This window comes from Methylopila henanensis, from assembly GCF_042681025.1.
Classification (GTDB): domain Bacteria; phylum Pseudomonadota; class Alphaproteobacteria; order Rhizobiales; family Methylopilaceae; genus Methylopila; species Methylopila henanensis.
Genome location: NZ_JBHUER010000004.1, coordinates 153,686 through 175,805, shown reverse-complemented (window position 1 = coordinate 175,805; position 22,120 = coordinate 153,686). Strand labels below are relative to the sequence as shown.

At 71.1% G+C, this 22,120-nt stretch carries 12 protein-coding genes and 1 pseudogene; 6 read left to right on the top strand and 7 right to left on the bottom strand.

Features of this window, described 5'->3' with window-relative positions; genetic code table 11:
- Positions 1-909: pseudogene (locus ACFSCV_RS07110) on the bottom strand (hypothetical protein); the annotation flags it as partial.
- A gap of 185 nt (positions 910-1,094) precedes the next feature.
- Here ACFSCV_RS07110 and ACFSCV_RS07105 point away from each other — a divergent pair.
- The 3 genes from ACFSCV_RS07105 (at position 1,095) to grpE (ending at position 9,119) form a co-directional block, all read left to right on the top strand.
- Entirely contained in the window at positions 1,095-6,305 is a 5,211-nt protein-coding gene (locus ACFSCV_RS07105; RefSeq protein WP_378798369.1) for an alpha-2-macroglobulin family protein, read from the top strand.
- On the top strand, positions 6,302-8,368 hold the full coding sequence (gene pbpC, locus ACFSCV_RS07100) for a penicillin-binding protein 1C (protein WP_378798367.1): 2,067 nt from the start codon (positions 6,302-6,304) through the stop codon (positions 8,366-8,368). The genes ACFSCV_RS07105 and pbpC overlap by 4 nt, the downstream gene beginning before the upstream one ends.
- A gap of 94 nt (positions 8,369-8,462) precedes the next feature.
- A complete protein-coding gene (gene grpE, locus ACFSCV_RS07095; RefSeq protein ID WP_378798365.1) occupies positions 8,463-9,119 on the top strand; it encodes a nucleotide exchange factor GrpE in 657 nt (218 codons plus the stop codon).
- 16 nt (positions 9,120-9,135) lie between these two features.
- Here grpE and serA read toward each other — a convergent pair whose 3' ends face one another.
- The 4 genes from serA to ACFSCV_RS07075 form a co-directional block, all read right to left on the bottom strand.
- Positions 9,136-10,722 carry a phosphoglycerate dehydrogenase gene (gene serA, locus ACFSCV_RS07090; protein WP_378798363.1) on the bottom strand — a complete coding sequence of 529 codons (1,587 nt, stop codon included), beginning with the start codon at positions 10,720-10,722 and terminating at the stop codon, positions 9,136-9,138.
- A gap of 40 nt (positions 10,723-10,762) precedes the next feature.
- Positions 10,763-11,509, bottom strand: coding sequence for an enhanced serine sensitivity protein SseB C-terminal domain-containing protein (locus ACFSCV_RS07085; RefSeq protein WP_378798361.1), 747 nt, complete (start codon positions 11,507-11,509; stop codon positions 10,763-10,765).
- Positions 11,510-11,692: 183 nt separating this feature from the next.
- Positions 11,693-12,865 carry a phosphoserine transaminase gene (locus tag ACFSCV_RS07080; protein WP_378798359.1) on the bottom strand — a complete coding sequence of 391 codons (1,173 nt, stop codon included), beginning with the start codon at positions 12,863-12,865 and terminating at the stop codon, positions 11,693-11,695.
- A gap of 192 nt (positions 12,866-13,057) precedes the next feature.
- Entirely contained in the window at positions 13,058-13,801 is a 744-nt protein-coding gene (locus ACFSCV_RS07075; protein ID WP_378798357.1) for an outer membrane protein, read from the bottom strand.
- 280 nt (positions 13,802-14,081) lie between these two features.
- Here ACFSCV_RS07075 and ACFSCV_RS07070 point away from each other — a divergent pair, with 280 nt between their 5' ends.
- Positions 14,082-16,805 (top strand): calcium-binding protein, encoded by a 2,724-nt coding sequence (locus ACFSCV_RS07070; RefSeq protein WP_378798355.1) that lies wholly within the window; start codon positions 14,082-14,084, stop codon positions 16,803-16,805.
- A gap of 13 nt (positions 16,806-16,818) precedes the next feature.
- On the opposite strand, the gene glmM is transcribed toward ACFSCV_RS07070, so the two are convergent.
- Together glmM and ftsH are read right to left on the bottom strand one after the other, a co-directional pair.
- The gene (gene glmM / locus ACFSCV_RS07065) at positions 16,819-18,165 is read right to left on the bottom strand and encodes a phosphoglucosamine mutase (protein ID WP_378798353.1); all 1,347 of its coding nucleotides are present in this window, start codon (positions 18,163-18,165) and stop codon (positions 16,819-16,821) included.
- A 201-nt stretch (positions 18,166-18,366) separates the two neighbouring features.
- The gene (gene ftsH / locus ACFSCV_RS07060; protein ID WP_378798351.1) at positions 18,367-20,280 is read right to left on the bottom strand and encodes an ATP-dependent zinc metalloprotease FtsH; all 1,914 of its coding nucleotides are present in this window, start codon (positions 20,278-20,280) and stop codon (positions 18,367-18,369) included.
- Positions 20,281-20,479: 199 nt separating this feature from the next.
- On the opposite strand from ftsH, the gene ACFSCV_RS07055 reads away from it, so the two are divergent.
- Positions 20,480-20,803 (top strand): DUF1476 domain-containing protein, encoded by a 324-nt coding sequence (locus ACFSCV_RS07055; protein ID WP_378798349.1) that lies wholly within the window; start codon positions 20,480-20,482, stop codon positions 20,801-20,803.
- Between the two features lie 217 nt (positions 20,804-21,020).
- A complete protein-coding gene (locus tag ACFSCV_RS07050; protein ID WP_378798347.1) occupies positions 21,021-21,863 on the top strand; it encodes an SH3 domain-containing protein in 843 nt (280 codons plus the stop codon).
- Positions 21,864-22,120: the final 257 nt, after the last annotated feature.

The following is a 22,120-nucleotide window of genomic DNA, read 5'->3' as shown; positions in this document are numbered from 1 at the left end:
GAGCGCCGCGAGCCGCGCCAGCGAGCCGTCGCCGCGGGCGCGGCTCGCGAGCGCAAGCCCGCCGCCGCCGAGCGCCGCGGCGACGAGATGCCCGCTCCCGAGCGCGTCGCAGGCCGGTTCGAACCAGCGCGCCGGGGGCACGGTCGCGACGAAGGCGGCCGCGGTGAACAGCGCGAAGCTCGCCCCGAACAGCGCCGCGCCGCGCGCCAGCGCCTCGCCCCGGATCGCGAAGCGGAGCGCGACGATCGCCGCGAGCGACGCCAGCGCCGGCAGCGTCTCGAGCCCGATCGCAAGCATGGCCGCGGCCGCGAGCCCGCCGCCGACCGCCGCGCGGTCCGAACGGTCGAGCCGCAGAACGCAGGCGAGCAGCGCCATCGCGAGCGCGATCTGGGGGCCGTGGTGATCGATCGCGCCGGGCTGGAACGCGCCCATGGCGCCGGGGGACAGCGCGAACAGCAGCGCCGCCGCGAGCCCGGCTCCGGGGCCCCCGAGCGCGCGCCCGGCGGCGGAGGCTCCGATCAGGGCGGGGGCCAGCGGCAGCAGCGGCCAGACCGTCAGCGTCGCCTTCAACGCCGTCTCCGGCGCGAGCAGCCGCTCGAACGTCCACAGCAGCGCCGCGATCGGAAAGTCGATCAGCCGCGACCAATGCATCAGGACGCCGTCCGGCGGATCGAGCCGGCGCTGCAGAAGGTCGAACCAGCCCTGCCCGGCCAGAAAGTCCCGCACTTCGACGAGGCGCATGGCGTCGTCGGTCGAAAGGGTGTCGAGAACGCCGCCGAAGCCTATCCACCCCCAAGCCGCCGCGACCACGCCCCAGAGAAGGAGCGTCGTGGCCGCCTCCGCGCGGTCGGTGAGGGCTGCGACGGGACGCCGGAGTCCGGCGAACCCGGCCGCGTCGAGACTGGCCATGGCCCAAGCGTTTCCCTGATGCGGACGCGGCGGCGCCCGGAACGAGGGCCGGATGCTAGACGGCGCAACGTTAGGGTCTCGTAAACCGGAAGCGCCATTTCGCGGCCGGCCCGCCGGCGCTATCGTGGCTCCCGAAGACGCCCGGCCCACATGCGGCGTCGACGGCGTAAGGGGAGGTCGCGGCCATGCTGCGAATGTTCAGGACGCTCGGCTTCGTCGGGCTGACGGCCGCAGCGGTCGCGGCGACGGCGACCGGATTCCCCGCTCCGACCCTCGCGGCGACGGACGGGTTCCAGAACAAGGACGCGCGCGACAGCGCGCTGAAGCTCTCCGCCCGGCTGTCGCGCGAAGCGGCGTCCGAAGCGCGGCCTGCGGCCGAGCTGATCAAGCAGGGCGTCGCGCAGGTGCGCGCCGGCCAGTGGCGCGACGCGGCGGTCAGCATGGCGCTCGCCGCGGGCAAGGACCCGAAGAACGAGCAGGCGTGGCGCAACCTGTCGATCGCGCTGTCGCGCGTGCAGACCGACGACTATTCCGAGCGCGAGACCCTGAAGGAGCAGTCCGCCGGCGCCGCCTGGCGCGCCTACGAGCTCGCGGGCGACGCCAAGACCCGCGCCCGCGCGCTTGCGGTGCTCGCCAACGCCTTCATCTTCCGCGAGGAGTTCCGCCCGGCGCTCGACGCCTACAAGGCGAGCCTCAGGGACCAGCCGAGCGCCGAGGTGCAGGCGGCCTACGACAAGCTGCGCGTCGAGCACGGCTTCCGCGCGCTGGACTATTCCGTCGACGCCGAGGCCGCGTCGCCCCGCGCCTGCGTGCAGTTCTCCGAGAAGCTGGCGCAGGGCCGGATCGACTTCGCGCCTTACGTCGCGCTGAAGGGCGTCGAGTCGCCCGCCGTCACCGCCGACGACACGCAGATCTGCGTCGACGGCCTCAAGCATGGCGAGACCTACGAGCTGACCGTGCGGCAGGGCCTGCCGTCCGAGGTCGACGAGACGCTGCCGGCCTCCAAGGAATTCCGCATCTACGTCCGCGACCGCGCGCCCGCCGCGCGCTTCACCGGCCGCAACTACGTGCTGCCCTCGACCGGCCAGCAGGGGCTGCCGATCGTCTCGGTCAATGTGGACGCGGTCGAGGTCGAGCTGTTCCGCGTCGGCGACCGCAACCTCGCGCCCTCGGTCGTGTCCGGCGATTTCCAGCGCCAGCTCGACGGCGAGGCGGTCGACAAGCTGAAGAGCGACACCGCCTCGCTGGTCTATTCCGGCGAGCTCGCGGTGGAGCGGAAGCAGAATGCGGACGTCGTCACCGCCTTCCCGGTGTCGGAGGCGGCGCCGGACCTGAAGCCCGGCGTCTACGTCATGGTCGCGAGCCCCAAGGGCGCGGTCGATCCCGAACCCTGGGACGCCCGCGCCACCCAGTGGTTCGTGGTGTCGGACCTCGGCCTGACCGCGGTGTCCGGGAACGACGGCGTCAAGGCTTTCGCCCGTTCGCTCGCCTCCGCCGGGCCGCTCGCCGGCGTCGAGCTCAAGCTCGTGGCGCGCGACAACGAGGTGCTCGCCACCCGCACCACCGACGCGGACGGCTTCGTGACCTTCGAGGCTGGGCTCACCCGCGGCTCCGGCGGCTCCGCGCCCGCCGTGCTGGTGGCGGCCAAGGGCGGCGACTACGGCTTCCTCGACCTCACCAAGCCGGGCTTCGACCTTTCCGACCGCGGCGTCGGCGGACGCGCCGCGCCCGGCCCGCTCGACGCGCAGGTGTTCGCCGAACGCGGCGTCTACCGCTCCAAGGAGACGGTCCACGTCACCGCGCTGCTGCGCGACGACAAGGGCGCGGCCGTCGACGGCCTGCCGCTCACGCTCGTCGTCAGCCGGCCGGACGGCGTCGAGGACCGCCGGGTGGTGCTCGCGGACGCCGCGGCCGGCGGGCGGACCTTCGACATCCCGCTCGTCGACCAGGCCATGGGCGGCACGTGGCGCGTCGACGCCTACGCCGACGCGAAGGCCGCGCCGGTCGGCTCGACCACCTTCCTGGTCGCGGACTACGTGCCCGAGCGGCTCGACCTGAAGCTCTCGACCGACGCCAAGGCGCTGGGCGCCCGCGGCGCGACCGTCGCGATCGACGGGCGCTGGCTCTACGGCGCGCCGGCCGCCGACCTCGCGATCGAGGGCGACCTGACGGTGCGGGCGAGCGACGCGACCCCGCCGGGCTTCGAAGGCTACCGCTTCGGCCTGTCCGACGAAACGGTCGCGCCGACCCGCACGCCGATCGACGCGCCGGGCCGCACCGACGCGGCCGGCAAGGCGTCCGTCGTCGTCGCCGAGCCGACGCTGCCCGAGACGACCCGGCCGCTCGAAGCCGAGGTCGCTCTCCGGCTCGCGGAGCCCTCCGGCCGGACGCTGGAGCGCACGGTGGTCCTGCCGATCGCGCCGAAGGGCGACCGCATCGGCGTCAAGCCGCTGTTCGCGTCCCGCGTCGGCGACGGCGAGAACGCCCGCTTCGACGTGAAGGTCGCCTCGCCCGACGGCGCGTCGCTCGCCGCCAAGGGGCTGACATGGCAGCTCGTGCAGCTCGAGACCTCGTACCAGTGGTACGCGACCAACGGGCGCTGGAACTTCGAGACCGTCACCCGCACCCGCCGGCTCGCCGACGGCGCGATCGACGTCGCGGCCGACCAGCCGGCGCGCATTGACGCGAAGGTGAGCTACGGCCGCTACCGGCTCGAGGTGGCCTCCGCGGACCCGCAGGGGCCGGCGACGAGCGTGACCTTCGACGCCGGTTTCTACGCCGCGGCGTCCACCGACACGCCCGACATGCTGGACGTCGCGCTCGACAAGGCGGCCTACGCGCCGGGCGAGACCGCGACCGCGACGCTGTCCTCCCGCTTCGCGGGACGGGCGACCGTGCTGGTGGTGGGCGCGGGCGTGATCGCGCAGAAGTCGCTCGACGTCTCCGACAAGGGCGCCTCCGTCGGCTTCGAGGTCACGGAGGCCTGGCGCCCCGGCGCCTATGTCGTCGCCTTCGTGCACCGCGCGCTCGACGCCAAGGCGAGCCGCATGCCCGGCCGCGCCATCGGGGTCGCGCATGCGGCCGTCGACGCCCGCGACCGCACCATCGGCGTCAGCCTCGACGTCCCCGACGCCGCCGAGCCGCGGAAGCCCTTCGCCGTCCCGGTGAAGCTCTCGGGGCTCGCGAGCGGCGAGCAGGCCTATGTCACGGTCGCCGCCGTCGACGTCGGCATCCTCAACCTCACCGGTTACAAGCCGCCGGCGCCCGACAGGACGGTGTTCGGCCAGCGCCGCCTCGCAAGCGACATCCGCGACCTCTACGGCCAGCTCATCGACGGCATGAACGCCAAGGCCGGGCGCATCCGCTCCGGCGGCGACGGCGCCGGTGCCGGCGGACTGCAGGACACGCCGACGCAGGCGCCGCTCGCGCTGTTCTCCGGCCTCGTGCCCGCCGGCCCCGACGGGGTCGCTAACGTCTCCTTCGAGCTTCCGGCCTTCAACGGCGCGGTGAAGCTGATGGCCGTCGCCTGGAGCCGGACAAAGCTCGGCCACGCCGCGAAGGACGTGGTCGTCGCCGATCCCGTTGTGGTCCAGACCGCGCTGCCGCGCTTCCTCGCCGACGGCGACCGGGCGCGGCTCAGGCTCGACCTCGACAACGTCGCGGGCCCCGCGGGCGAGCATAAGCTGACGGTCGCCGTCTCCGGGCCGCTGACCGCGGGCGCCGCGCCGAAGGCGGTTACGCTCGCGGCCAAGTCGCGGACGGCGGTCGAGATCCCGCTCGTCGCGAAGGGCGTCGGCCCCGCGCGCGTCGAGGTGGCGGTGAGCGGCCCGGACGGCCGCAGCTACCTGCAGGCGCTCGCGCTCGACGTGAAGCCCGCGACCGCGCCGGTCTCCCGCCGCAGCGTCGTCGCGCTCGCGAAGGGCGCGGGCGTCACCGTCTCGAACGACATGCTGGCCGACATCACGCCCGGCACGGGCTCGGTCGCGCTTTCGGTCGGGCGGCCCGGCGCGCTCGACGCCGCGACCTTCAAGCTCGCGCTCGACGGCTACCCGTACGCCTGCTCCGAGCAGCTTTCGAGCCGGCTGGTCGCGCTCATCTACGGCGACGAGCTCGGACTGTCGTCGCGGACGGCGGGCGTGTCGCCAGAAGACGTGAAGCAGAGGATTGGCGACATCGTCGCCCGCGTGCTGTCGCGCCAGGACGGAAACGGCTCGTTCGGGCTGTGGTCCGCGGGCGGCGGCGACCTCTGGCTCGACGCCTATGTCACCGACGTGCTCGCCCGCGCCCGTACCGCGAAGGCCGACGTGCCGGCGAAGGCGCTCGAGCTCGCGCTCGACAACCTGCGCAACACGATCGGCCTCAGGCAGGATTCCACGGAGTCCGACGTCGCCTACGCCCATTACGTGCTCGCCCGCTCCGGCCGCGCGCTGGTGGGCGAGCTGCGCTACCTCGCCGACGTGAAGATCGGCGAGTTCGCGAGCCCGCTCGCGCGGGCGCAGATCGGCGCGGCGCTGGCGCAGATCGGCGACCGGACGCGCGCGGAGAAGGCCTTCGCCGCCGCCGAGACCGCGCTCGACGACGACCAGGCCCGGACCGATTTTGGCTCCGGCCTGCGCGATCAGGCCGGCGTTGTCGCCCTCGCCTCGGAGGCGCGGGCGGGCGCCGAGGTGACGCCGCTCGCGCTCCGGCGCATCGGCGAGGCGCGCGCCCAGCGCTCCTACCTGTCCACGCAGGAGAACGCCTGGCTGCTGCTCGCGGCGCGGGGCCTGCGGGCGCAGAGCGCCGACCTTTCGCTCACCGTCGACGGCGCGGCGCGGACCGGCGCGCTCACCGAGACCTATCCGCCGGAGCGGCTCGCCGCCGGACCCTCGCGCATCGTCAACGCCGGCCAGACGCCGCTCGAAGCCGTCGTCACCGTGCGCGGCGCGCCGGCCTCGCCCGAGCCGCCAGCGGAGCGGGATTTCCACCTCGAGCGGCGCTACTACACGACCGCCGGCGTCGAGGTGGACCCGTCGAAGGTCGCGCAGAACACGCGCCTCGTGGTCGTGCTGCAGGTGACGGAGCCCGAACCGAGGCCCGGCCGCGTGCTCGTGGTCGACCGGCTGCCCGCCGGCTTCGAGATCGACAATCCCGAGCTCGTCTCCAGCACGAAGCTGCCGGCGCTCGGCTTCCTCGGCGAGGAGCCGTCCGCGGCGCATTCGGAGTTCCGCGACGACCGCTTCGTCGCCGCCTTCGAGCGCGAGGCCGGCGGCGACGCGATCTACTCCGCGGCCTATGTGGTCCGCGCGGTGACGCCTGGCCAGTTCGCGCAGCCCGCGGCCGTCGTCGAGGACATGTACCGGCCCGAGCGCTTCGCCCGCACCGGCGCGGGCCGGATCGAGGTGACGGCGAGGTGAGCGCCTACGGGCGCCCTGCCCGCCTCGCCGCCGGCTGCCTGCTTGCGGCCCTCGTCAGCGGCGGCGCGGCGGCGGTCGCGCTCGGCGGCTATTCCGCCCCCTCCCCCGGCCGCGCCGAGACGCTGTCGACGCTCGTGCTCGACCGCGCTGGACGGCTGCTGCGCCCGTTCACGGCGACGGACGGCGCCTGGCGGCTGCCGGTCGCGCGCGAGGCGGTCGACCCGCGCTTCGTGCGGCTGCTGACGGCCTATGAGGACAAGCGCTTCTTCCTCCACCCCGGCGTCGATCCGCTCGCCGCCGTCCGGGCGGCGGGACAGGCGCTCGCGCATGGCGGGATCGTCTCCGGCGGCTCCACGCTGACCATGCAGGTGGTCCGCCTGCTGAACCCGGACCGCTCGCGGACGCTGCGCCGCAAGCTCGACGAGGCCGCAACCGCGCTCGCGCTCGAACGCGCCGTCGGCAAGAACGGCGTGCTCGACCTCTACCTCCGGCTCGCGCCCTATGGCGGCAATCTCGAGGGCGTGCGCGCGGCGAGCCTCGCCTATTTCGGCAAGGAGCCCGCCCGGCTCTCGATCGCGGAAGCCGCGCTGCTGATCGCGATCCCGCAGGCGCCCGAGGCGCGCCGGCCCGACCGCGACGCCGCCGCAGCCCGCCGCGCGCGCGACCGCGTGCTCGACCGGCTGGCGGAGGCCGGCGCGATCACCGCGGCTGAGGCCGCCCATGCCCACGAGGAGACGACGCCGTCCGGGCGGCGGGCGTTCCCGAACCTCGCGGCCCACGCCGCGGAGGCCGCCGCGCGCCGCGTCGGGTCCGGCGGCGTCGTGCGGCTCACCCTCCGCCGCGACGCCCAGCACGCGCTGGAGGAGCTGGCGCGCGACCGGGCGCGCGCGCTCGGCCCCGGCCTGTCCGCCGCCATCCTCGTCGCCGACCACGCCACCGGCGCGATCGAGGCGAGCGTCGGGGCGGCCGACTATTTCGACGCAAGCCGGGCGGGCGGGCTCGACCAGACCCGCGCGGTGCGCTCGCCGGGCTCGGCGCTGAAGCCCTTCATCTACGCGCTCGCCTTCGAGAACGGGATCGCGGCGCCGGCGACGCTGATCGAGGACCGGCCCGCCCGCTTCGGCTCCTACGCGCCGCGCAATTTCGACGAAGGCTTCCACGGCACCGTGAGCTGCGCGCAGGCGCTGGCGCTGTCGCTGAACATTCCGGCGGTCGCGCTGATGGAGGCGGTCGGGCCGCAGCGCTTCGTCGCGCGCCTGCGCGCCGCGGGCGCCGAGGTCTCGCTGCCGGGGACCGAGGCGCCCGGCCTCGCGGTCGCGCTCGGCGGCGTCGGCGTGCGGCTCGTCGACCTCGCCACGCTCTACGCCGGGCTCGCCCGTGGCGGCGGAACCGTGACGCTGACCGACGACCCGGCGCGGCTCGCGGAGCCTGGCGCGGCCGGGCGACGCCTCGTCGACCCCGTCGCCGCGGCGCAGGTCGCGCTGGCGCTGCTGAAGAGCCCGCCGCCGGAAGCCGCGCTCGGCGGGCGCATCGCCTTCAAGACCGGCACCTCTTATGGCTATCGCGACGCCTGGGCGGTCGGCTTCGACGGCCGCCGCGTGGTCGCGGTCTGGGTCGGACGGCCCGACGGCGCCTCGAGCGCGGGCCTCGTCGGGCGCGACGCCGCCGCGCCGATCCTGTTCGACGCCTTCGCCCGGCTCGGCGGCGGGATCGCGCCGCTCGGCCCCGCCCCGGCGGAGGCGATCGTCGCCGCCGCGGATCTGCCCGCGCCGCTGCGGCGCTTCCGGCCCTACGGGAGCCTGCCCGAGGCGGAGCCCGGCCCCGCGCCGCTCGTGGTGGCCTATCCGCCGGACGGCGCGCGGGTCGAGCTCGACGGCGGCGCCGAGCTCGCGCTCAAGGCGGCCGGCGGCGTCGCGCCGTTCCGCTGGCTCGTGGACGGGCGGCCGCTGCCGCCCGAACGGCGGCGCGAAACGCTGTGGCCGGTCTCGGGACCCGGCTTCGCCCGCGTCACCGTCACGGACGCGACCGGCGCGACCGCCTCGGCCGAGGTGCGGATCGACTGAAGGCGCCCGGCGCGGCGGAGCTTGATTTTCGGCGCCGGCGGACTGATATCGGGCTCGCTTCCCCTTCCCGTGAACGACTTGCAAGAGGCGCGCGATGCCGGACCCGACTTCGCCCCGCACCCCCGAGACCGAAACCGCCGACGAGGCCCAGACGAACGCCGCCGCCGCGACCGACGAGCAGCGCGCGGACGGCACGGTCGAGCCCGAGGTGACCGAAACGGCCGCGCCGGCCGACCGCGTCGCCGAGCTCGAGGCCGCGGTCGCGGACCTGCGCGACCGATTCCTGCGCAGCCACGCCGAGATGGAGAACCTGCGCCGCCGCACCGAACGCGAGGTTCAGGACGCCCGCAAATACGCGCTGACCGCCTTCGCGCGCGACCTGCTGTCGGTCGCCGACAACCTGCGGCGCGCGCTCGAATCCGCGGGCTCCGCCGGCGAGGCGGCGAAGCCGCTGGTCGAGGGCGTGGAGCTCACCGAGCGCGAGCTTCTGAAGACGCTCGAGAAGCACGGCGTCTCCAAGCTCGACCCGAAGGGCAAGCCGTTCGACCCGAACTTCCACCAGGCGATGTTCGAGGCGCCGGACCCGAGCGTGCCGAACGGCACCGTGGTCCAGGTGGTGCAGGACGGCTACGTGATCGGCGACCGCCTGCTGCGGCCGGCGATGGTCGGCGTGGCGCGCGGCGGCCCGAAGCCGGGATCCGCCGAGGCCGCGCCCGCCGAACCGAAGGCCGGCGTCGACCGCACCGCGTGAGCCGAAGCTCGCGCGCTCAGAACCTGAGCGCGCGGGCCTGCTTCACGTGCTCCAGCGACTGGACCTGGGCGACGACGGCGTCCGGGATCTCGCCGTCGATCTGGACGATCGCGATGGCGTCGCCGCCCTCCGCGGCGCGGCCGAGGTTGAAGGTCGCGATGTTGACGCCGGCGGCGCCGAGCGTCGCGCCGAGCGCGCCGACGTAGCCCGGCTTGTCCTCGTTGGTCACGTAGAGCATCGAGGGCCCGAAGGCGGCCTCGATCTCGATGCCCTTGATGTCGATGATGCGCGGCTTGCCGTCGGCGAACACCGTGCCGGCGACGTGCCGGGTGAACTCGCCGGCGGTGACGGTGAGGCGGATGACGCTATCGTAGGTCTCCGCCACCTCCCGCAGCACCTCCTCGATCGCGACGCCGCGCTCGCGCGCGATCACAGGCGCCGAGACCATGTTGATGTCGGCGAGCTGCGGCTTCAGCAGCCCGGTGACGGCCGCCGAGGTCAGCGCGCGGGTGTTCATGTCCGCGACCAGCCCCTCGTACTCGATGCGGATCGCCGTGACCCCGCTCTCGGTGAGCTGGCCCGCGAAGGAGCCGAGCTTCTCGGCGAGCGCCACGAAGGGCTTCAGCCGCGGTGCCTCCTCGGCGGTGATGGAGGGCGAGTTGACCGCGTTCGAAACCGCGCCGCGAAGCAGGTAGTCGGACATCTGCTCGGCCACCTGCAGCGCGACGTTCTCCTGCGCTTCCGACGTCGCGGCGCCGAGGTGCGGCGTGCACACCACCGCGGGATGGCCGAACAGCGGGTTCTCGGTCGCGGGCTCGGTCGTGAACACGTCGAAGCCGGCGCCCGCCACATGGCCGGCGTCGAGCGCGTCGCGCAGCGCCTTCTCGTCCACCAAGCCGCCGCGGGCGCAGTTGACGATGCGCACGCCCTTCTTCATCCGCATCAGCGCCTTGGCGTCGATGACGTTGCGCGTCTTCTCCGTCAGGGGCGTGTGCAGGGTGATGAAGTCGGCCCGTTCGAACAGCTCGTCGAGCTCCACCTTCTCGACGCCGAGGTCGAGCGCGCGCTCCGGCGACAGGAACGGATCGAAGGCGATGACCCGCATCTTCAGGCCGATCGCGCGCTCGGCGACAATCGAACCGATGTTGCCGCAGCCGATGATCCCGAGCGTCTTGGAGGTGATCTCCACCCCCATGAAGCGGTTCTTCTCCCACTTGCCGGCCTGGGTCGACAGGTCCGCGGCGGGGATCTCCCGCGCCACCGCGAACATCATCGCGATGGCGTGCTCGGCGGTGGTGATGGAGTTGCCGAAGGGCGTGTTCATCACGATCACGCCCTTCGCCGTCGCGGCCGGCAGGTCGACGTTGTCGACGCCGATGCCGGCGCGGCCGATCACCTTGAGGCGCTCGGCGTTGGCGAGGATCTTCGGCGTGACCTTGGTGGCCGAGCGGATCGCGAGGCCGTCGTAGCCGCCGATGACGGCGGCGAGCCGGTCCTTGTCCTTGCCGAGGTCGGGCTGGAAGTCGACCTCCACTCCGCGGTCCTTGAAGATCTGGATCGCGGCCGGGGACAGCTTGTCGGAGATGAGGACGCGGGGGGCCATAGGCTCGTCTTTCGTGTTCGCCGCCCCTCGCGGGGCCGGCTCAGGTTTTCCGATAGAACGGCTGCACGTCGCGCTCGAAATAGGCGTCGAGCGGCGAGCCGGGGACGGGAACGAAATCGATCGTGTCGGTCGGCCGGGCCACGTTCTCCAGCACCTCCTCGACGCGGTCGAGCACGGCGTCGAGATCGCTCTCGACCCCAAGCCCGATCACGAGGCGCTTGACGCCGTCGGCGTCGGCGAACAGCGCCTGCGCGATGTGCGCCGTGGTGACCTCGGGCGTTGTTGCGAACAGCGCGGCGAGCGGCGCGGTGAGATGGGTCGGCATCGGGTCGGGCCGCCCGACCAGCGTGGGAAGCTCGCCGGCGTCCTCGTCGCCGACGTCGGGCGCGTCGTCAAAGCCCTCGTCGGCGCGCTCGAAGTCGCCCTCGAGCATGGCGGCGACGTCCTCGGCCATGAATTCGTGGCCGTAGTCCGAACCCGGATTGAGGACGAAGTTCGCGTCCTCGATCTGGCTGACGATCTGCTTGAACGACTGCCGGACGACCAGAAGCCTCTCGTCGCCGAACATCGCCTTGACGCGGCTGTCGGCGGTGAAGATCGGCACGAAGCTCAGGTCCTCGTGCGTGACCTCCGGCACCGAATAGCCGCCGCCCTTGCCGTCCGCCGGATCGAGCAGCGCGAAGGACAGCTCGGCGTCGAGGAACTCCTTCAGAAACGCGACGCGGTGCGCTGGCTCCTCGATCGCGCGGATCAGCGAACGTTCGAGAGCGTTCTCGGGCGTGAACATGCGGTGGGCTCCGGGCTGGGCTTCATACGTTCGAGGAAAAAACGCGTCGTCATGCCCGCTTCCGCGGGCATCCACGACCTGTGACGACAGTGAGCTGCGCCACGAAGTCGTGGATACCCGGCTTCGCCGGGCATGACGCGTCTTTTTTCCGTCGCGAACGCCGAGCCTGTCTCGCCGGACGGCTCAGGCCGCCTTGGCGAGCTTCGGCGTGAGCTGCGCATAGGCCCATTCGAGCCAGGGCAGCAGCGCCTCGACGTCCGACGCCTCGACCGTCGCGCCGCACCAGATGCGCAGGCCGGGAGGCGCGTCGCGGTAGGAGCCGAAGTCGAAGGCCACGCCCTCGCGCTCGAGCAGGGCGACGAAGGCCTTGGCGAACTCGGCCTGCTCCGCCTTCGGCAGCGCCGCGACGGCGGGGTCCGTGAAGACCAGGCAGACGCCGGTGTTGCTCCAGGTGGCGCGATCCTCGGCCAGCACGCCGAGCCACGGGGTGCGCGCGACGAAGTCGTAAACCACCTTGGCGGTGGCGTCGGCGCGGGCGATCAGGCCCTTGAGCCCGCCGACCGATTTGCCCCAGTTCAGCGTGTCGATGTAGTCCTCGACGCAGAGCATGGACGGGGTGTTGATCGTCTCGCCCTCGAACAGGCCCTCGTCGATCTTGCCGTTCTTGGTCATGCGGAACAGCTTCGGCAGCGGCCAGGCCGGCGTGAAGCTCTCCAGCCGCTCGACCGCGCGGGGCCCCATGATCAGGATGCCGTGCGCCGCCTCGCCGCCCATCACCTTCTGCCAGGAGAAGGTGACGACATCGAGCTTGTCGTAGTCGAGCTCCATCGCGAAGGCGGCCGAGGTCGCGTCGCAGATGGTAAGGCCAGCGCGGTCCGCCGGGATCCAGTCGTGGTTCGGGACGCGGACGCCGGAGGTGGTGCCGTTGAAGGTGAAGATGACGTCGTTGTCGAAATCGACGGCGGCGAGGTCCGGCAGCTTGCCGAACTCGGCGACGGAGGCCTTGGTGTTCGGCAGGCGGAGCTGCTTGACCGCGTCGGTCACCCAGATCGCGCCGAAGCTCTCCCAGGCCAGCACTTCGACGCCGCGCGCGCCGAGCAGCGACCACATGGCCATCTCGACGGCGCCTGTGTCGGAGCCCGGAACGATGGCGATGCGGTGGGTGGCCGGAACCTCGAGGACCTCGCGGGTGAGGTCGATCGCCTCGCGGAGCTTGGCCTTGCCGGCCTTGGAGCGGTGCGAGCGGCCGAGCGCCGCGCCGTTCAGCGCGTCGAGCGACCAGCCGGGGCGCTTGGTCGTGGGTCCGGACGAGAAGTTGGGATTCGCGGGGCGGCCCGCGGGAGCTGCAGTCGTCATGGTCCATCCTTCCAGATGGTCAGCCCCTCGTTGGGGAGGGGTGGCCCGCCGCGACCTTTAGGATCGACGCCCACGGCGGTCAAGCGATTTCCACGATCCGCTCCGGGCGTGCTTCACGGGCCGTAAAAACGCCGATGGCGGGCCTCATGACCCCGCCATCGCAGTTCCCAGGAAGATGAGCCGAAGAGCTCGTCAGTCGAGCATGTAGCGCACGCCGACGCGGAACTCGTGGGCCTCGAGGTCCTTGATCTTGACCGGCTTGTCGTTGACGCCGCCGAACTTCTTGGTCTTGCCGTCGCCGAGGTTCAGGTATCGGTAGCCGGCGTCGATGACCAGGTTCTCGGAGACGTTGTAGCCGACGCCGGCCATGAGCGCCCAGGAGAAGTCCCAGTTGTCGTCGCCCTTGATCTTGCCGCCAGTGCCGTTCGGATTGGTGTAGCGATAGTTGTCGACCATGATGTACGAGGCGCCGATGCCGGCGCCGATATACGGCGTGATGCCATACCAGGTGCCGAGGTCGGCGTAGACGTTCACCAGGGGGGTGAGCGCGGAGACCTTGGCGCGCTCGTCGCTGTAGAGGCCGGCGGTGCCGCAGCCAAAGCAGGTCAGCTTGCCGTCGAACTTGGACTTGAACTCGTAGTCCAGCGTCACGTCGGCGCGGAACCACTCGTTGAACTTGTAGCCGACGCCGCCGCCGATGACCGCGGTGTCGTTCAGATCCTCGTCCTTGAACTTCGCGCCGGAGTAGCGGACGTCCGGGTCGCGGTAGACCTTGTAGCCGACGTCGCCGCGCAGATACCACGCCGAGCCGAACTCGACCGGCTCCGGGACCGGCTCCAGCAGCGGAGGCTCCGGCAGGTCGGCCGCATGACCCGCGACCGGCGCGAGCGCAACGAGGAGCGCGCCCGCAAGCGCGTAGGTCGAAAGTCTGGCCATACCGCCATGTCCCCAATTGGGCGACCGCCTCGCGAACCGAAGCAGACGCTTGTCCTGTAATGAGACTGACTTTGGCCTGTATTCGTTAAAGACCGCTTAACCTTAACTTTTAAGCATACCGTTGGCTCCAAACCTTGGCCGCGACGCGCGAGCCCCCGATCGGACGGCGGACGGCGCGCGATAGTCGAACTGGACATGCGATCTTGCCGAGTGTTCCCTTCTCTCCGAGGCAAGTCGTCTGGCGACGTCATCGGCCACGGCGCAGCGGAGGACGAACGGCATGGCGACGTTCACGTTCACGACCGGCGCGGACACCTTCACGGGGTCTTCAGGCGACGATCTTTTCATCGCGGACGGCACGACGCCCAGCCTTTCGAGCCAGACCTTCCAGTCCGGGGACGCCATCAATGGCGGCGCGGGTTTCGACACGCTGGTCGTCAAGCTCGCGCCAATATTCACTCCCGACCCGCTCTATGAAAGGAGCGTCTCGTATACGAATTACGCGCGGCTGCTGCAGGGCGCGACCAGCATAGAGAACCTCGTTCTCACTGGCCGGACGTACTTCGTCGATCCGTCGGACCCACCCGGCGGGCCGGTGACGCGGCCGCTGACGCCGCTCGACCTTTCGGCGTTCAGCGGCTTGCGCGAGGTGCGGTTCGAAAGTCCAACCCTGCACCCGTTCGCCAACGAGGACCTCATCGGGCCCACATCCGCTCCTCGCTATCCGGGAACGCAGGCTTCGCTCGCCAACGTGTCGGCGGCGCATACGATCATCGCCAATGGCGAGGTCGAGGCCGGGCTCCAGCTCGACGACGACGGGCCCTACACCGTCGACCTTAAGCTCGCCTATGCGTCGAGCGCGACGACGGCGCGCCTTGTCTACGAGAACGGCGCGGGCGGCGACCTGCAGCTTTCCGGCGCCGGCCTGACCACGCTCGCGATCTCCAGCGACGGCGACGATGTCGTGGCCGTGACGCCATCGGTCGCTCCGGGCGCGGCCGGCGCCCTGACGACCCTTACGCTCGACGCGGACGAAGACGCTCCGATCGCGGTTCGCGCTGTAGAGGACGGCGCGCCGCAGTTCCGCAAGATCACCGTGACCGGCGAAGGCGGCGCCGCTGTCGATCTGTCATACGACGCCTCGAAGATCTCCTTCAACGGATCCGCCGGCGACGACACCGTCGTCATCGACATCGCGTTCACGTCCGCCACCGACAAGTTCAACGGCGGAGGGGGAAACGACCTGATGGCGGTGCGGCTGTCGGGCGCGACCTCGCTGACGGCCGCGGAGTACGGCCGCCTTAACGCCGCGGCGGCGCTCGGCTTCGAGTCGGCAGGTTTCCTCACCTATGGCGCGTCCGCCCCGGCCGCGCCGTTGCAGATCGACGCCGGGCTCGTGACTCTTGGCAGGTTGCTGACCGCTTCCAACGCGGCGGTCTCCAATCTCACGGACGGCGATGTCGTCGAGGTGCAGACGCGCTCCTCCGGCCAGGACGCGATCTCGCTGACGCTCCGCCACGAGACGACCGCGAGCGGAGCGCTGAGCGGCGACGGTCTGGTCACGCTTGAGGGCGTCGACAGGCCGGCGTTCGCCGCCCTGCTTAACGCCACCGGCGAAGCTGCGCAGAGCCGGGTGGTCATCGACGGCGCCAGTCGTTACGCGCGGCTTGTCGTGTCCGGCGATTTCGACCTGACGGCGGCCGGCGCGTCATTATGGACGGATTCCTCCGGCGTCGCGCATGGCGTCCGCATTGACGCAAAGGGCCTCACCGGCGACGCGACCTTGCAGGGCACCGTGCGGGGCGACCGCCTGCGCGGCGGATCAGGCGACGACCTGTTCCTGAACGACGCCGGCGACGACATCTTCGACGGCCTTGGCGGGAACGACAGGGTCAGCTACGCCGCCGCGACGACAGCTGTTCATATCGACTTCGGCACGAGAGGGGCAATCCAGACAACGTCTCTCGGCGTCGATCGACTGTACAATATCGAGACCGTGATCGGCTCATCCTACGACGACAAGCTTGCGGGCGACGACGGGGACAACATCTTCGCCGGCGGGCCCGGCAACGACATCATCAACGGCCGCGGCGGTAACGACACGGCCTCCTACGCCGAGGTGACCTCGGGCGGCGTGCGCGTCGTGCTCAGCGAAGCCGGGCCGAAGAACACGATCTCAGCCGGCGTCGACACGCTTATCTCGATCGAGAACCTGATCGGCACGACCCAGAACGACATTCTCGGGGGCGACGAAGGCGACAACGTTCTCGACGGCGTGTCCGGCCATGACAGGCTCGTAGGGGCCGGCGGCGACGACATTCTCAAGATCGGCCGCGGCATCTCCGAGGTCTATGGCGGCGACGGAGATGATCTTGTCATTCTGCGCGACGGTTCGGTTCTCTATCTCGAAGGTGTAATCGACGGCGGCGAAGGGATGGACACCATAAGCTTCGTCGAATTCACCAGCGGCGCCGTGTATGAATTGAATGGAAACTTCGGGGTAAGAAACGTCGAGGCAGCCATCGGCTCGGACTACGGCGACAACATCCTCGCCTCCACCGCCGGCACCCGCATCGAGGGACGCGACGGAGACGACGTGCTCAGGGGCCGTCAGGGAAATGACACTCTCCTCGGCGGCGACGGCGACGATCGGATCATCAGCGGCGGCGGCGACGACGTGCTGACCGGCGGCGATGGAGCGGACCTTTTCCAGTTCGTCGTCCGAAACTCCCCGAGCAACCTGCTGGTCACCGACTTTGACGCCGACGAAGGCGACAGCATCCGGCTGCAGACCGGCGGGCTCCCGGCGGGCGCGTTGTCGGCCGACGCGTTCCATGTTGGAACCGCTGCGCAGGACGCGTCCGACCGTGTGATCTACAACAGCGTTTCGGGCAGCCTGCTGTTCGATTTCGACGGCGTGGGCGGCCGCGACGCCGTGCAGATCGCGATCCTGGGGCGAGACCTCGACCTGTCGGCTTCGGATTTTTCGATCATCAACGCCTGAGGCGGCGGCCGTCTCAGGCGGCCGCCTTGGTGATGACGTCGACCACGCCGTCGACCACGTCGGCGACCAGATCGCGGTCGTCGCCTTCGGCCATCACGCGGATCACCGGCTCGGTGCCGGACGGGCGGATGACAAGGCGGCCGTCATGGCCGAGCCGCGTCGTCGCGTCCGCGATCGCGGCGCGCACGGTATCGTCGTCGAGCGGGCGGCCCGACTTGTAGCGCACGTTCTTCATGATCTGCGGCAGCGGCTCGAAGCGGTGGCAGATCTCCGACACCGGGCGGTCGGCCTTCTGCACCACGGCGAGGAGCTGAAGCGCCGCGACGAGGCCGTCGCCGGTGGTGGCGTAATCCGACAGCACGATGTGGCCCGAGGGCTCGCCGCCGAGATTGTAGCCCTGCGCGCGCATGCGCTCGACCACGTAGCGATCGCCGACCGGCGTGCGCTCGAGCGTCAGGCCGAGCGATGCGAGATAGCGCTCGAGCCCGAGATTGGACATGACGGTCGAGACGAGGCCCGGCGCGGACAGCCGCCCCTCCTCCGCCCAGGACTGCGCCACCACCGCCATGAGCTGGTCGCCGTCGACCACATGGCCCTTCTCATCGACGATGATGACGCGGTCGGCGTCGCCGTCGAGCGCGATGCCGATGTCCGCGCGGGTCTCGCGCACCTTGGCGATCAGCGCGTTCGGCGCGGTAGAGCCCACGTCCTTGTTGATGTTCATGCCGTTCGGCTCGACGCCGATCGCGACGACCTCGGCGCCGAGCTCCCACAACGCTTCCGGGGCCACCTTGTAGGCCGCCCCGTTGGCGCAGTCGACGACCACGCGCAGGCCCTCGAGCGAGAGGTTGCGGGTCAGCGTGCGCTTGGCGAACTCGATGTAGCGCGCCTGCGCGCCCTCGATGCGCTTGGCGCGGCCGAGCGTCTCGGACGAGGCGAGCTTCGGCCCGAGGTCGGCGTCGAGCAGCGCCTCGATCTCCAACTCGTCCTCGTCGGACAGCTTGTAGCCGTCCGGCGCGAACAGCTTGATGCCGTTGTCGGCGAAGGGATTGTGCGAGGCCGAGATCATGACGCCGAGGTCGGCGCGCATGGAGCGCGTCAGAAGCGCGATCGCCGGCGTCGGCATCGGCCCGAGCAGCAGCACGTCGACGCCGACCGAGGTGAAGCCCGCCTGCAGCGCGCTCTCGATCATGTAGCCGGACAGCCGCGTGTCCTTGCCGATCACCACCCGGTGCCGGTAGTCGCCGCGGCGGAAGGCGATGCCGGCGGCCATGCCCACCTTCATCGCGAAATCCGGCGTGATCGGAAACTTGTTGGCCTGTCCCCGGATGCCGTCGGTGCCGAAATACTTGCGCGTCATGAAGCGTTCCTCCCGGCGCGCGAAGCGATGGTCGCGCGTGGTCCGTGGTCGGTCATAGCGCGAGGATAGCGCAAGACGCGTTCAAAAAGCGTGAGCGATGGTTTCGTCGCGGCGCGGCGGCGGAGCCCGGCGATTGCGACGTGGGAGCCGCAAAAGAAAAAGGCCGGGATCGCTCCCGGCCTTCTCAATCGTTCGTCCGCCTCACGCCTGCGGCTGCGGCTCCAGCCCGCTGTCGGGCCGCGGCCGGGGCTTGCCCGCGGTCGGCACCGCGGAGCCGCGAGGAGCCGGCGGTTCGTCGGCCGCGTCGCGCACCGGAGGCTTGCCCGCGAGCAGGCCCTTGATCTCCTCGCCCGTCAGCGTCTCGTACTCGAGCAGCGCCTTGGCGAGCTGATCCATCTGGTCCTTGTGCTCGGTGATGATCCGCCGCGCGGTCTCGTAGCCCTCGTCGATGAAGCGTTTGATCTCGTTGTCGATCTTCAGCATCGTCGTGCCGGACACGTTCTGCTGGCGTGCGACCGACATGCCGAGGAACACCTCGTCCTGGTTCTCGCCATAGGCGACGGTGCCGAGCTCCTTGGAGAAGCCCCAGCGCGTCACCATCCCGCGGGCGATGTTGGTCGCCATCTGGATGTCCGACTGGGCGCCGGCCGTCACCTTGTCGTCGCCGAAGAACACCTCCTCCGCCACGCGCCCGCCCATCGCCATCGCGAGACGCGATGTGAGCTGCTCGTAGGAGATCGAGATCTGGTCCTTCTCCGGCAGATACTGGACCATGCCGAGCGCGCGGCCGCGCGGAATGATCGTCGCCTTGTGGATCGGATCGTTCGCCGGCGTGTAAAGCGCGACGATGGCGTGGCCGGCCTCGTGATAGGCGGTGACCTTCTTCTCCTCGTCGGTCATGACCATGCGGCGCTCGGCGCCCATCATGATCTTGTCCTTGGCGGCGTCGAACTCGGCCGAGGTGACCATGCGCTTCGACCGCCGGGCGGCGAGCAGCGCCGCCTCGTTGACGAGGTTCATCAGATCGGCGCCGGAGAAGCCCGGCGTGCCGCGCGCGACCGTCTTCAGGTCGACGTCCGGCGCCAGCGGCACCTTGCGGACGTGGACCTTCAGGATCTTCTCGCGGCCGATGATGTCCGGGTTGCCCACCACGACCTGGCGGTCGAAGCGGCCCGGACGCATCAGCGCGGGGTCGAGCACGTCCGGACGGTTGGTCGCGGCGATGAGGATGATGCCCTCGTTCGCCTCGAAGCCGTCCATCTCGACGAGGAGCTGGTTCAGCGTCTGCTCGCGCTCGTCGTTGCCGCCGCCGAGGCCGGCGCCGCGATGGCGGCCGACCGCGTCAATCTCGTCGATGAAGATGATGCAGGGCGCGTTCTTCTTTGCCTGCTCGAACATGTCGCGCACGCGGCTCGCGCCGACGCCCACGAACATCTCGACGAAGTCGGAGCCCGAAATCGTGAAGAACGGCACGTTAGCCTCGCCCGCGACGGCGCGCGCGATCAGCGTCTTGCCGGTGCCGGGAGGGCCGACGAGCAGCACGCCGCGCGGAATGCGGCCGCCGAGGCGCTGGAACTTCTGCGGATCGCGCAGGAACTCGACGATCTCCTGCAGGTCGTCCTTGGCCTCGTCGACGCCGGCGACGTCCTCGAAGGTCACGCGGCCATGCGCCTCGGTGAGGAGCTTGGCCTTGGACTTGCCGAAGCCCATGGCCTTGCCGGCCCCGCCCTGCATCTGGCGCGACAGGAACACCCACACGGCGATCAGCGCGATGAAGGGCAGCCACTGCAGCAGCAGCGCGACGAACCAGGGCATGCTCTCGCCCGGCGGCCGCGCGGTGATCGCGACGCCCTTGGCGTAGAGCTTCTGCACCAGCGACGGGTCGTTCGGCGCGTAGGTCTGGAACTGCGTGCCGTCGGTGTACTGGCCCGAAATGTTCGGCCCCTCGATCACCACGCCGCGCACGCGGCCGTTGTCGACCTCGGTCAGGAGCTGGCTGAACGAAATGTCGTTGGTCTGCGCCCGCTGCCCCGGGTTCTGGAACAGGGTGAACAGCGCAAGCAGCAGCAGAACGATGATCACCCAGAGGGCGAAGTTCCGGAAGTTCGGGTTCATTGCGGGCCTTTCGCGTCGGTCGCGGCGGCGGAGCCATGGGCCAGCGACGCTTGGCCGAATGTAAGGCCGGGCGCCCGCTCTGCCAAGACGAACGAATGACGGGAGAAGGCGAAGGTTGCGTTGCCTTCGCCACAATTGCGCGGTGTAGTCGCCGGGATGGAGCGATGCGTGGCGGCGTGACCGCCGAAAAGGACGTGTGATGACTACCTTCGACCAACGCGAGCAGGCGTTCGAGGCGATGTTCGCCCATGACGAAGCGATCCGGTTCTACGCCTATGCGCGGCGGAACAAGCTGCTCGGCCTCTGGGCGGCGGAGAAGCTCGGCAAGACCGGCGACGCCGCCGACGCCTACGCCAAGGCGGTCGTGTTGGCCGACTTCGAGGAGGCCGGCGACGAGGACGTTTTCCGCAAGCTGCGCCGCGACTTCGACCGCGCCGGCGTGTCCGAGTCCGACCAGACGATCCGCGGCAAGATGGCCGAGCTGCTGTTCGTCGCGGCCCAGCAGGTCAAGACCGAGCAATAGCGCCCTCTTCGCTCCCAGCGGGAGGCGACCCGACCGGGGGAGCGCCGGCGTCAGACCTTCGCGACGCGTCGCGAAAATCGCCTGTCGCGCCTGCCTACGAAATCCCACAATCGGCGCGTGAAACTCGGCGGCGCGTCGCCGCGTTGTAGCGTCGCTCCGGGCGGCTCGCGGGCGGGCGAGGGCTCCGGCGCATCACAGGGAACGCAAGGAGTCCCGCATGTCACCCCTACTCAAGCGTCTGCTCTGCGCCTCGGGCGCGCTCGCGATGTCCGCCGGCGCCGCCTGGGCCGCCCCCGCCACGGCGACCGCCTCGGTCAACGTCCGCTCGGGCCCCGGAACCGGCTACGCCGTCGTGGACACCCTCAGGCCGGGAGAAACGGTCGAAGTCATCGGCTGCACGGGCGGCTGGTGCGAGATCGACACCGGTGCCGGCTCCGGCTTCGCGAGCGCCAGCTATCTCGACATCAGCGGCGGCTCGCGCTCCACCGTCGTGATCGAGGAGCCGGACGACGACGTCTTCGTCTCAGGCCTCTCCATCGGCGGCTACTGGGACAACCGCCCCTGGTACTTCTATGACGGCAGCTACTACTGGGGCGGCCGCTGGTACGGCTATCGCCCCGGCCGCCCCGGCTGGCGCGGCTCGCACCGGCCACGCCCGCCGCACTGGGGACGTCCCGGCCGGCCGGGCTGGCATGGCGACCGGCCGGGTCGCCCGGGCCGGCCTGACCGACCCGGCCGTCCGGACTGGAACGGCGGACGCCCTGACCGTCCCGACAGGCCGGGCCGTCCCGGTTGGGACGGCGGACGTCCAGATCGCCCCGACAGGCCCGGCCGACCGGGCTGGGACGGCGGACGCCCAGACCGCCCCGATAGGCCTGACAGGCCCGGCCGGCCAGGCTGGGACGGCGGACGTCCTGACCGGCCGAGCCGACCCGACTTCAGCGGCGATCGCGGCGGCGGCCGTGATTTCGACCGCGGCGGCGGGCGCGAGTTCAACCGGATGGGTCCGAGCGGCGGCGGGCGGGCGCCCGGCGGCGGCGGACGGGACCGCGACCGCTGAGCGGTCCGACGCGATGAGCAAGGGCGGCCGGAAGGCCGCCCTTTTTTGTTCCGCGAGCCGGCGGGCGGCGCGCGCCGGCGACCCCGGCGCGCCGTGTGGATCCCGAAATCCGCCGCGGTCCGCCCTGCGCACGCGCCGCATCCAAATACCATTGTTATTCGATAGATTTAATGACATCACTCTCCGCGACGCATTTCCGCCGGGGGGAGAACACGTGGTCGGAACGATTGAAAGACGCAGCTTTCTGAAGGCGTCGG